Here is a 13,032-nt window from a genome sequence, read left to right on the forward strand (position 1 = left end):
TTTAACTTTAAAAGGCTTAATTAATAGATATATTGCAAAATCAATTGAGCATATAGATTGGTCTTATCATCATAGTTTTGAGTACCGCCACTATGGATATCTTGCTTCGGTTTATACAGCCCAATGAGCGGAATAACGGTAACGTTTTTATTTACAGACCAGACCGAAAACACATCCAACTCATGTCCATCAACATTTGTTAAAGCTTTATTTACTGTTTTAAACTTATGTGCCAAAGCACCTAATATAAAATTTTCTTTTAAATTCATCATGTAAGATATTTGATGAATATCGGCATTTTTATTGAAAGGACCCGCATAGTTTCCAGCAACCTCCCCCTGAAACCATGTTCCAAATCCCACGGTATTTCCATAAAACATGGGATCATATTGGTCTGAAAAACGACTAAAGCGATAGCCTAGCGAAGGCGTATATTTTGAAGATAAAAAGTTATAGTTCAGTCCTAAATAACCTGCATTTTCTTGGTGTTCCTTTTTGTCTTGAACAACAAATTCAGATTTAATTTGTAACTCTGGTAAAAGTTGATAATTCAAACGTAAAGCATAATTTGTAAGATCTTTCCGCCCTGAAATATGCTCGGCATCGTCAAGATCTAATACATTTAAGTAAGTAAATCCGATACCTTTATCATTAAGTTGATACATCAGATCAGTTACAAAGAGTTCTGATGAAAATTGTGCTTTATTATTCGATTTTAAATAGGCCAGTTTTAAGGTTGTATGATCTTGCAATTTATATTGCAGCAGACTGGTAAAATCAAAACTGCGTCGTGCCGCCAGATAATAGGCCCCTCCACGGTCTAATGAGCCATCTGCGGGTAGTTTTCCGAGGTTTAATGCATCACCAGCAATAAAAAAACCGTCTCCAATCATTATATTTTGTCGACCAATACTTAAATCATATGTGGTCAATTGATCTTTATGAGTACCATCTTTAAAACCAATAACCCATTCATTCACATCAGTTTTACGTTCTTTACCATTACTATTTTGTCCTGCATCCCCCTCTCCAAATGTGGCTGAGCTAATCCCACTCAAACCTGCATAGAGTTGGTTGTTATTCAATGTGTATTGTCCTTTTGCACCATATTTAAGATGCCCTTCTTGCCAATTTATTCTTTGCTCAGCTATGTTTTCACCGTTATAACTTTTCCCACTGCTAAAAGCACCCAAGGTGACTTCAAAAATCGGTTGGATTTCTATTTCGCTTGCATAGACAGTTGAAAAAATTGAGACAAAGAGAGTCCCTCTCATCACTTGAGAAAGTAGCGTTTTCATACAAAATTCCTTTTTTGTGAACGGTCTACAAGACGCTAAGTTTTGGGTAACTTATTGGTTACCCATACTTGCTGATTGGCATCTTTAGTGATGCTCATGCTGGGTATTTTCTTTTTCATCACCCAAGTTCAAGGTTGGTGTATTGTCAAAAAAATTCCACGGTTTGATTAAGGTATAAACCCATTCTGTTGGCATAATTGGCCATTCTTCAGCACGTGCTACATGGGTTGTTCCTGTCGTCATCCAGACCACAAGGTCTTTATTCTCAATATTGTCATTGTTACGAATAAACTGTCCTAAACCAGTATCATGCGTTGAGCGATTTGAATATTTACCTTCAGGGTAGCGTTCATCAGCATTGTACTGCGTCACCCAAATTTGCTTATCCATAAAATTCAGACGTTTAAATAACCATTCATCTTTGGCAAAATTTGCCCCCTTCGCCACAGGGTGTGTACCACCAGCAAACGGAATCAGCTGATAAGAAACTGGGTTACCGAGTTTATTTTCCTTATTAAAGTTGGTTAGCAAACGAATAGTCGACGGATCAAACTTTTCAGCGGCGTTTTGCTCATTGCTAATCACCTGACTGTCAATTTGCATCGTACTTGTACGAACACCACCTCTGTCATTTACCTTCACGACAGGGTCCATATGCATAAAGCTATTATTTTCCCCATCGACATCCAGATCTAAACGGAAGTTATAGATATGTTGATGCGTTGTACCAACAATATTATGGTCAATTAACGTGCCGTATTTAGTGTCTTCTTTGGCAGTACTGTCATGCATAGTTCGCGCTTTAACCCCTTTAACAGCTTCAATTCCTGTTGCACCAGCATTAATTCCAATGACACCATTTTGAGCAAATACCCAATCAAACATATAATCGTAATTTCCAACCGTACTAATCCAGCGCACCACAAGCTCACGGCGGGCTTCACTTGCATCCTGATCACCAAAAATTTCTTGATGCTTATACTCAGGTCCAGCATATCGCTCAAAAATTGCGATCGCATTTGGAATAACTTGAGGCTGCCCTTTGTAGTCAGCAATCACGGCATCTAGTAAAACCGCATTTTCTGGCGCATCTGTTCCCAGTTGAATCGATGAAGTGAGTGTTCCCATACCATACTCACCTGAGTCTAGATAAGATTTAAAGTACCATCCCATATCAGGGTCACCATATGGAACAACCATTCCACCAAGGTTGCCCTCATACATGACTTTACGCTTTACACCCTTATCTTTATAAGTCACGGTTGAAAGCTGTAGGCCAACACGAGAATCCAGTCCAACATGGAAACACCAGTTTCCCCAATGTACAGTCTGTCCAGTAATTGTGAAGTTTTTACCTTCAGGTTCAATAATGTTCAGTGGTTTAATTTTCGGGGGTTGCGTATTTTTAGTCGCATAAGGTCGATCTGCCATCGGAACGGGAATCATTGCCCCTTCTTCAATTTTAATAATTTTTTCTTTATCTAGATCAACCACAGCAACTAAATTTTCAATAGGATGTGCCCAATAATTGCCATCGCCTGTATCTAGATATGATACGACTTTTAAAACGTTCAGTTGTTTGTCTAAACCATCCTTACCGCCAAAATATCCAACAGTTAGAGGATTGGTAATGACCTTTTTAACATCCGTTACACCTCGTTTACGTAAAGCTTCCTGATATTCTTTGCTTGACTCAATCACACGCTGGACTGTCTCGAAGTTATCTAGCAGGATCATTCCATGTGTATCTTTTAATACATTCCATTTTGTAACTTGCTGAGTATGAAGATTCACCTCACCTTCAATCGCTTGATTACCTTTTAATAAAATAAAAGATGCTATACGGTCTTCTTTATAGTCTTTGTGGTTAATAAAATAATCCCACACTTTGGCTTTTTCAGGTTCTTTCAGCTTTAACTCGGCAAAACGCATATTTTTATAGGCATATTTTGAGCGATTAATACTTTCAAATGTTTTTTTGATTTCTTCTGTACTTAAACTATTGAGTGGGTGAAACGTGTTTTCAATTTTAAATGTTTGATCTAAGCCAGACTGAAATACTTCATTGAAAAAGTCTTTGCCAATAACAGGCTTACCCTCTTTAATAACTAATGGCACACTTAACTTTAACGGTTTACCATTGACTAAAACCTGATCTGAATTTGGTTTAGCTCTCACCACTATAGAGCCTTTGCTGATCATATACGTATTGGTAAAATCATCTTTTACAACTTTAGCGCCTTGCTCGCTCATGTTTTGATATAAAGGGACTAATTCTGCCTGTCCACCATGCGCATAAGCTTGTGTGTTCAGTCCCCAAAAGCTCGCAGCTATAGATAAGTTAAGCGCCAATATTTTTTGTATATCATTGAATAATCGTTGTTTACGCATCAGTTTCATCCTTTTCATCTATCCCTAAACTATCTAAGACAGATAGTTAAATGCACGTTCCTATGTGTGAAATTCGTGAGATAAACTGAATATTTTTAAGTTTATTCAGTCGTTCCTAACTGTTCTCATCGATTTAATTTCAACACACTTGCATGGGGCTAGCTTGTTCAGGAATGACCTCGAACTTGTCTAGAAGTGACATCAAAAAACAAAAGACTTAAGTCAAGACATGCTCTCTAAATTCTTTAGGAGAGACACCATAATTTTTTTTAAAGATTTTTGAAAAATGCGCGCCATCCCAAAATCCCCATTTCAAGGCAATTTGGGTAATCGAGCTTTGCTTATTTTTTTTATCAAGCAAATCCGCTTTAATTTTTTCTAAGCGTTTGAGCTGTATATACTTGTTAATCGATAAATTTTCTTGAAGAAATAATCGATAAAGATGCCGTAATGATACACCAATATGCTCAGCAATCAGCTTAGGTGTCAGATCAGGTTTGGCTAAATTTTCAATAATATAGCGCTCTGCTTTTTCCATAAGATTGTTTGAATCATGCATATTTTTATAATTAATTGTCGGCTTGATTAAAGCAATCAAGGCATCTTCAAAAGCATTACCATCTTCAGTTGCATACCAAAGTTTAATGTTTTCAGCAGACATATTTTTCATAATATTTTTAAGTAAAAAACCACTCATATTTTGCGTAATGAGTTTGCCAAAATATTCAGAACTAATATTTTCTTTCAACAATTTTTCCCGCGACAAATGCACAGAAATTTGACTGACTAAGCCTTGTGGAAACATAGAAATTGTTTCAACTGGGTCGAGTAATACAATATCGCCCTCATTGAGGCTCAAGGTTTCATTTTTATAGTTCAACTGTATTTTGCCCGAATACTGCAAAATCAAAAAACAAAAACGATTATTTACTCGATCGATTTCATCCGCTTTTCGGACAATTTTGTTTGCATTATTTTTAATAAAAGCGATCTCAGTATCGCCCAATAAAAAACATTCGACTTCGCCAATGAACAAATCACGGGTACCATCAAAATCTGTTTCAAAATTACCGCAAACATTTTTGATATTACGCGTCCAAGTTATTAGTGCATCACGTACATATTGGTTCATCCGCTCACTTCCTTGTTTTACGGTTTAAACTTTTCAAAAATCGATATTAAATATACTTCTCGCTCATAAATTCTTTTTTTTATTATATAAATAGCGAATAGTCTAAAGCTGATAGACCCTTTCAACCTATCAGCTAATTAAGTCTTATACAATCCCCGCAATATCCTTTAAAATTTTAATAAAAATTTCCTTTTCATTTTCAGGATATTTTTCAAAAACTTCATTTTGATGGCTATCGGCAATATCAAACAGATAATGTGCGGTTTTCTTGCCCTTTTCCGTTAACTTAAAAAAACCTTCCGTTTCAATCAATAAACCATCTTTTTTTAAGATAAGCGCAGCTTGTTCGATCTCACGCATCGGCATGGCAATATCACGTGGTAAATCTGCTTTATTGGATGCGGTACCACTGCCTAACACCAATAATAATCTTGCTTCACTGGTTCTAAATCCAGTGATTAACTGCTTCGGAATATAATCAGTCTGATAAAATTTAAACGCCCGACTCATTAAATAACAGACATTACTATATAAATGCCCTTGATGTAATTCGCCTAAGTCTTCTGCTTCTACAGTATCTTTAAGCTGTAATAATGGATGAGGAATCACGCCTGAATACGCACCTTGGTGATACACCAACGGACTACGCCCTTGATCATGAAACTTAACGACTTTGCCAATAATAATCCAGTGATCACCACCTTCAATAATTTCATGTCGCTCACATTCAAACACTGCTGAACAATGGTCTAGAACTGGTGATTGACCTGCACCAACCTGATAACTTGTACCTTCATACTTATCGATATTGCGACGGGAAAACTTATTGGATAACTCAATTTGAGAACCCGATAAAATATTTACCGCAAAGTGTGTAGCTTGCTCAAATACAGAAAAACTCGATGATTTTTTATCGATACTCCATAAAATGAGTGGTGGGTCTAAAGACACTGAGTTAAAACTATTTGCAGTGACTCCAACCTTCTCGCCTTGCTCATTTTGTGCCGTCACAATGGTCACACCTGTAGCAAAATTACCCAATGCCCGTCTAAATTGCATTGGATCTATTTTGATTTCATCCATTGATTTTAATGAATTCATTATTCTCTCCTGAATCTTTTATCCTATTTAGCTCGGTATCTGAAATTGCTTCGTCCTGTTAAAAGCAATTAAATATCCAGTACCAATCGTGCTGACTTTGCACGGGAACAGCACACCAGTATTTGTTCATTACTGGCTTTTTCTTCATCAGTAAAATACACATCACGATGATCAGGCTCACCTTCGATCACATCGCACATACAGGTTCCGCAGACGCCCTGTTCGCAAGACATTTCAATCTCAATCCCTTCACGTGCCAGTGCTTGCAGAATGGTTTCTTCGGCATTGACCATGATGATCTTGCCGCTACGCTCAGCAACAACTTCAAATGCATCACCGTTGGTTTCAACCTCAACCTGAAAATATTCCTTATGAATCTGTTGCTCAGGAAAATTTTGCGTCAATGCCAAATTAATCACCCAATCCATAAATCCATTGGGACCACAGGTATAGATATGGCTTGCTTTGTCTATGTCCTGAATGGCAGATTGAAAAAACTCACGATGGCTGGCCCCTTCCGATTTAAAATGGAAGGTGGTAAATGGCGCCAATACACTATTTCTAATTTCATCGACAAAGGCACATTGCTCTGGGCTTGCCCCGCAATAATGCAGTTCAAAAGATGCATTTTCTTGTACCAATTGATAGGCCATAGTGATCAAAGGGGTAATTCCAATCCCCCCACCCACCAGTACAGCATGTTTGGCTTTGACTAATGGAAACAGGTTTTTCGGTTCACTGACCTGTATTTGCATACCATCTTTTAAATCATCAAAAGCCGAGACTGAACCACCACGCGATTCTGGATCACGTAAAATCCCCAGTCGGAATATGCCAACATCTTTTGGGTTTTGGCAAAGTGAGTACTGACGCACCATACCATTGGGTAAGTGCACATCAATATGCGCACCTGCTTCAATTTTTGGTAATGTGGCAGAATTTGCAGATTCAAACTCCATGACTGCAACATTCCCACCTTCTACATGACGGTTTCTGACAACCACGTTATAGAGTGTAGCCATGATTTATCTCCCTTTTATGCATCTCGCCCAAGGCTTAACGCATAAATAATCCACCGTTAATATCCCACGTCGCCCCAGTGACAAAAGCTGCGCTTGGGCTTGCCAACAAGGCACAGGTTTCAGCAATAAATTCCATACTACCTAATGCTTTGACTGGGATATTTTGAATAAATTGCGCCATTTTTTCGTCAGATACCACACTGTGTACAATCGGTGATTCCATTGGCCCAGGTGCTATGGCATTTACAGTCACGCCTTTAGCAGCAAACTCTTTGGCAAAGATTTTGGTCAAAGTCACAATTGCACCTTTGGTTGCAGCATAGTGTGCTCCTGTTGCAGTGCCTCCATTTTGCCCTGCCAATGAAGCCATATTGACGATACGGCCATAGCCTTGATCTGCCATATATTTGCCAATAATCTGACACGCTTGAAAGGTTCCTCGCTGATTCACTTGAGTGATCCAGTCAAAGTCAGCTGCAGTAATCTCTAAAACAGGGGTTGCCTTGGTGACCGTCGCATTATTAATCAACACATCCAATTTGCTGAATTTTTGTTGAATCCACTGCACTGCAACATGAAAATCTTGCTCAACTGAAATATCCAGTTTTAACGCAAACATATTCTCGGCATTAGGACTACGTGCTTTGGCATTTTCAGCCTTTTCTAAGCTGCTGGCAGAGACAATCACTTGATGCCCCTGTGCTGCAAAATATTCGGCGATCACATTCCCTAAACCAGATGCTGCGCCCGTGACTAAAACAACCTGTTTCATTTTTTGCGCTCCTAGAGGATGTAACTGATACCCGCCAAAGTATCGGTCGAGTTGACTAAGTTGATAATTTTACGATTGATCTTAAAGCCTTGTTCTGGATCACGAACCAAATGAAAAATCACATCTGCGGTGTAATGTTTTAAGCTTTCCTTACGGAATTCACGGAGGTTTTGTGCACAGCGTAAAATGATTTCACCATCCTCATCTTTTACGACACGGATACGTGACACGCTACGGACGGTATTGGCTTTGGGTGCAGTCGAAATCGCTTCACCATTTTCCAAACGTTCTACCCGTAATGTACGCATATGATTGTTGTCATAGGCATAGTTCAAATTATTTTCATAATCCTTGAGTGTCGGATCAATCGGAATGATATACACGCCTTTTTCATTCCAGAGATTGAGCCATTCACGGTATTCACTGTGGTCTAACATGTCAGCTTCAGCCCAAACAAAAGCAGTCACTTCATTTAATAATTGCAAATTCATGTTCATGCTACTCTCCTTAAGCCGTCATCATCTTTTTCCACTGCTGATAAGCAGCGCGCATTCCAGTTTCTGCACTGACATCGCTCTTTAAGCCATCTTCAGTTTTTACTTCGCCGGGTAAACCACGGTTCAACATGATCCATAAATCATGACCAGCATTGGCACCATGTTGCACACGTTCCCACGCTTCTGAGTCATCAGGCGTACCGAAACCAAATGGACCTTGGAAATGTTCATGTAGACGTAAGCGATATTGATTGGCAATCTGTGGACCACCATCCATCGTAATCACAGAATGGTGAATTTCAGTTTCATTGACTGAAATCGGTTGCATAACACGGAAGAACGCCATTGAACAGGCAATGTTCGGGAACAGGTTTAAGTTAAAACCAGAACCACCCACAGCACGTACAATACGGCGTACTTCAAGTTCTTCATGTCCTTCATCACGTAACGCTTGAGCAAGCTCTTCAAAACGTTCCTGAATTGGGCGTTCCATCAACTCTTCATCTAAATCCACCAGCTCAGGAATCATCACCATGACACTGTGACCATTGCCTAAGTCTTCAACATAGCCAGGTTGATTTTCAAAATTAAACAATTCTTCAGTCTTCTCATCGACTGAACTTAAGAATGACTTATGTACCAAGGGGAAATGATAAGCATCGGTGGTATTTTCCAGCTGGATTTTCCAATTGCCTGGGAAACGGAAACGATGTTCACCCAATACTTTAATTGGATAACCTGCGCCTTGTTTCATAAACAAATCAATCCATTTTTTCGCAGCGCCCAAGAAATCCGCTAAAGGCTCAATATCATCTTTAAAGGTGGCGAAAATCATACCGTTGTATTCTTCAACACGTAGGCTAATCAATGGAAACTCTGATTTATCCAGACACTCACCGTAACTTTCAGGCGAAGGTACACCACGCAATGAACCATCCAGTGCATAGCTCCATCCGTGATATGGGCAAACAAAACTGTTGGTTTTGCCTTTTTTATGTTCACATACCGTTGCTGCACGATGGCGGCAACGATTGAGCAATACATGGACTTTTTTCTTACGGTCACGTACAACGACCACAGGTTGCTTACCAATATTAATGGTTTTATAGCTACCACCATCTGGAATTTCGCTGGCATGTGCCACCCAAACCCAAGTGCTGTAATAAATCTTTTCCATTTCATCATCAAAGACACGCGCATCTTTATATAAAGAGGTATGCGCACGATCACTTTGAACTAACTCGCTGTAATCAATGTTAATATTCTGCATTGGAATAATACTGTTCATATCCATTATCCTTTTCAATTTATCCATAACTTATTGCTGAGACGGTACTGGCAATATCGCTGTACTGTTCCAGTGAGACACGGGGCGACTAAAAATATTTTCAGTCTGAAAATGCTTGATCTTCCATAGACCATCGGTTTGCTGTTTAAATTTCACGCTGAGTTTTGCGGCATTTAAATGGCTATCTCCATTGAGAAAGGTCGAGGTTTGCAACATCAACCAGCTTGCATTGGCCTGATCGCCGGCAATATAAATTTGTTCTGAGCTGACAAAATGCGCATTCATCACAAAATGTGATTCGGTTTGGGTATAGCTTTTAAACATGTCAAAAATGGCTTGCCATGAAGTATAGCGACCAAAAGATTGCCCATATTTCTCACCAATCCCTTCCCAAATACTGTCCTGATCAAATAAATCCATTAATTCATTGAGGTCAGTCTTGGCATTTAATCCATCACAAATTTCCATATAACGATGAATACAATTACGAATCGCGTTTTGCGCTTCGAGCTGTTCTAAGCGTTGTAAGATAACGGTCAAATCTATCTGGCTATTCATGTCATATTCATCCTTGGACATCTCGTGATTATTTAAATTCGGCTTATAAATAACCGGGTGCTGGCTGCATACCAAAGCTCACCAAAGCGGCATTTTGTAAAGTGGCATCACCCATAAAGGCATGCTGAGTCACCACATTGGTATCATTCACAAAACGGCTAAATGGGTTATGGGTATAAATTGCAGTCATGCCCGCCAGCATTTGAATTTTGCGCGTTACACGTGCACAAACTCGAGCAACATGGGTACAAGACAAACGCATCTCACTGATCTGTTCTGGCGTTGGCGTACCACCTGCAATAATTTCATTCCAAACGATTTGCATAGTGTCGTAGAACCAAACACGTGCTGCTTTAAACTCAGCTTCGACTTGGGCAAATTCATATTGGGTGACGGGGCGACTGGCAATTTCAGCACCACCTGTAATGGATGATTTCCCTGGCGCTAACTTTTGGAATTCTTCCAACGCTGCTGCTGCAACACCGATCCCGACCACAGTTAACACCTGTGTTGCCAACGACAGTGATGGATATTTAAAAAAAGGTTCCGAAAGTTTGGACGGTTCACCACGAATAAAGGTCCAGTCATTGTTTACAAAGACATTATCCACCAACAGATCATGACTGCCTGTTCCCTTTAAACCGACCGTATCCCAAGTCATTTCGATTTGCGCTTGTTTTGCAGGAATAATTGCTAAACGGGGGAGACCTTGTGTGGTGTTATTGACCTGTGGACTAATCCCCACCCCAATAATATCGGCCCCCATACAACCACTTGAAAATTTCCATCGACCTTTTACCACCACGCCGTCAGCTCTTAAATCTGCGGGTTGCGGCGGAAAAATACCTGCTGCAAATACAATATCTGGGCTCTCTTTATATAATTCTTCAAGCGTTGCTTCAGGCAGGCTACCCAAATAGGCAGGGCTCATCCCAAAACTCGCAACCCAGCCCACGGACCCATCTGCTTTAGACAAACGTTCAATCAACTCACAAAATTGTTGAGGTGACCATTCATTGCCGCCAAAACGTTTCGGTACCAATGCACGATAGACTCCAATCTGCTTTAACTTATCGATGATGTCTTGACTCACATACGCTTGGTTATCGAACTCGCCTGTACAAGCCCGTTCTCGAATCTCCTGACAGAGTGCTTCTAATTCCGTTATTGTTGTGTCCATTACAAATTCCTTTGTCGATAAATTATTCATTACCCAACTCCTTGTCATTTATTGCGCGGCATCCACGATATATTTCGCAATTGCACACAGTAGCTCATCCGAATTTCGTTTCGCCACGATTTGTAAACCCACTGGTTGCCCTTCGCTGGTTTTGAGCGGTATTGAAATTGCCGGATGTCCAGATAAATTGAATGGACGCACCAATGAAGTTAAGTTCAACAGTGCAACCATATGTTCTGCATCGATTAATTTGGGTGGGATTTGCGGAAGGGTTGGCAGTAACACGGCATCATATTTTTCCAATAAGTCATCAATTTCATTGATAAATTGTGCTTTGACCGCTTCCGCCTCTTTTACTTGTTGCGCAGTGGTTTGCGCAGATTTGAGCAAGCGAGCATGGATATCGTCACCCAGCAAACCAGTTTTGGTTAACTCACCATACGCCTGCCAATTTTCATAATTAATGATTTGCATCCCTGCATCATAAGCAGGTTCAAACCATTCAGATTTCACTGGTGTAGCTGACAGATTCGCCTGAGCAAGAAATTGCTGAATACAGTTCAATACCGTTGGGTTCGCATTTACCTCAAGCCAAGCCAGTTTCGGCGTATGCGCTAATTTTTCCAAAGCATGGAAACTTGGATCGATTATCTGCATCGCGGTTTCAATCATTGCAACCGAAGCGGCAAATGGTCCCACGCAATCCAGCGAACTCATGGCTGGATGTATCCCTTGACGACTGACGCGATTGAATGTCGGCTTAAAACCATACACGCCACAACATGCCGCTGGCATACGAATTGAACCACCAGTATCGGTACCTAAAGTAAAATCAGCCAGACCTGCGGCTACGGCAGCAGCAGACCCACTCGATGAACCACCTGGAATTAGATCAGGATATTGAGGATTGATTGCAGTGCCAAAAACAGGATTGATCCCGGTAATACCAAAAGCCAACTCATGTAGATTGGTTTTTGCGGTAATTTGGCAATCCGCTGCCAAAATACGCTCTACCACTTCTGCATTTTTTGTTGCAGAAGGCTTATCCATCAAGGCTTTGCTCCCGATCATGGTCTTTAGACCTTGAATATCAATGGAATCTTTCACCATGACTTTTAAAGCACCGTGTCCTATTTGTACGTCTTGTACAACAATATTCATTCACTTTTCCATGTATTTTTGTACTTAATACCAATATCGGAAAAAGTAATGTAATTGTCAAGATGTTTTTATCAGAAAGAGCAAAGATTTTTTCTTTAATTTTTGTATAATGATGAATATTCATCTTTATAAAGTTATCACTTTGCTATGCTTACTCATTTAGAACAATTTCTACCTAATAATGAACCTAGCAGTTTACAAAGCTATCCTTTCTTTTGGATTTCTCAAGTGAATGGTAAATACACTCAACTTATTGAAAAATCAATAAAAAAACTAGGTATCGATAATACACGTCGTAAAATCATTTTAAGTACCAATGCTTTGCAACAAGCCAGTATTACCGAAATTGCCAACCTCTCTACGCTTAAATTGACCACAGCAACCAAAGCCATTTATCGCCTAGTTGAAGATGATATTGTGCAGGTTTTTTCGTCAGAGTCTGATGAACGTATTTCGATGGTCAAGCTCACAGACAAAGGTAAAGAATTGGTGGAGCAGATCAATCAAATCAGCCAAGTGACTTTATCTGGGATTTTAAATGCCTTTGAAGATGAGGAATTGCATCAGTTAAACGCACAGTTGAAAAAGCTATTCAATTTGATGCCATCAAGCTAAAAGTCGTAAATAAATGC

12 protein-coding genes are annotated in these 13,032 nt (G+C 39.7%); 1 reads left to right on the forward strand and 11 read right to left on the reverse strand.

The features are described 5' to 3' along the window. Positions 1-20: 20 nt before the first annotated feature. From PYV58_RS14035 to PYV58_RS14085, 11 genes are all read right to left on the reverse strand, one after another. Positions 21-1,298, reverse strand: a complete 1,278-nt coding sequence (locus PYV58_RS14035; RefSeq protein ID WP_034614196.1) for a hypothetical protein — start codon at positions 1,296-1,298, stop codon at positions 21-23. Between the two features lie 84 nt (positions 1,299-1,382). Then, positions 1,383-3,698: a primary-amine oxidase gene (gene tynA / locus PYV58_RS14040; protein WP_171077775.1), complete on the reverse strand. Its 2,316-nt coding sequence runs from the start codon at positions 3,696-3,698 to the stop codon at positions 1,383-1,385. 208 nt (positions 3,699-3,906) lie between these two features. After that, positions 3,907-4,821, reverse strand: coding sequence for a transcriptional regulator FeaR (gene feaR / locus PYV58_RS14045; RefSeq protein ID WP_034614190.1), 915 nt, complete (start codon positions 4,819-4,821; stop codon positions 3,907-3,909). 144 nt (positions 4,822-4,965) lie between these two features. Then, complete coding sequence (locus tag PYV58_RS14050) at positions 4,966-5,922, reverse strand: p-hydroxyphenylacetate 3-hydroxylase reductase component (protein WP_034614186.1); 957 nt, start codon at positions 5,920-5,922, stop codon at positions 4,966-4,968. 68 nt (positions 5,923-5,990) lie between these two features. After that, positions 5,991-6,944: a PDR/VanB family oxidoreductase gene (locus PYV58_RS14055; RefSeq protein WP_004721592.1), complete on the reverse strand. Its 954-nt coding sequence runs from the start codon at positions 6,942-6,944 to the stop codon at positions 5,991-5,993. A 34-nt stretch (positions 6,945-6,978) separates the two neighbouring features. After that, positions 6,979-7,716 carry an SDR family NAD(P)-dependent oxidoreductase gene (locus tag PYV58_RS14060; protein WP_034614183.1) on the reverse strand — a complete coding sequence of 246 codons (738 nt, stop codon included), beginning with the start codon at positions 7,714-7,716 and terminating at the stop codon, positions 6,979-6,981. Positions 7,717-7,727: 11 nt separating this feature from the next. Next, positions 7,728-8,213: an aromatic-ring-hydroxylating dioxygenase subunit beta gene (locus PYV58_RS14065; protein ID WP_004721595.1), complete on the reverse strand. Its 486-nt coding sequence runs from the start codon at positions 8,211-8,213 to the stop codon at positions 7,728-7,730. A 10-nt stretch (positions 8,214-8,223) separates the two neighbouring features. Continuing rightward, positions 8,224-9,501, reverse strand: a complete 1,278-nt coding sequence (locus PYV58_RS14070; protein WP_004721598.1) for an aromatic ring-hydroxylating dioxygenase subunit alpha — start codon at positions 9,499-9,501, stop codon at positions 8,224-8,226. Between the two features lie 30 nt (positions 9,502-9,531). After that, entirely contained in the window at positions 9,532-10,059 is a 528-nt protein-coding gene (locus PYV58_RS14075) for a nuclear transport factor 2 family protein (protein WP_034614181.1), read from the reverse strand. Between the two features lie 43 nt (positions 10,060-10,102). Next, on the reverse strand, positions 10,103-11,239 hold the full coding sequence (locus tag PYV58_RS14080; protein ID WP_227548142.1) for an acyl-CoA dehydrogenase family protein: 1,137 nt from the start codon (positions 11,237-11,239) through the stop codon (positions 10,103-10,105). Between the two features lie 48 nt (positions 11,240-11,287). Beyond that, positions 11,288-12,400, reverse strand: coding sequence for an amidase (locus PYV58_RS14085; RefSeq protein ID WP_034614176.1), 1,113 nt, complete (start codon positions 12,398-12,400; stop codon positions 11,288-11,290). 147 nt (positions 12,401-12,547) lie between these two features. On the opposite strand from PYV58_RS14085, the gene PYV58_RS14090 reads away from it, so the two are divergent. After that, positions 12,548-13,015 (forward strand): hypothetical protein, encoded by a 468-nt coding sequence (locus PYV58_RS14090; protein ID WP_004721604.1) that lies wholly within the window; start codon positions 12,548-12,550, stop codon positions 13,013-13,015. Positions 13,016-13,032: the final 17 nt, after the last annotated feature.

The sequence above is a fragment of the Acinetobacter sp. TAC-1 genome, assembly GCF_029025845.1.
Classification (GTDB): Bacteria; Pseudomonadota; Gammaproteobacteria; order Pseudomonadales; family Moraxellaceae; genus Acinetobacter; species Acinetobacter guillouiae.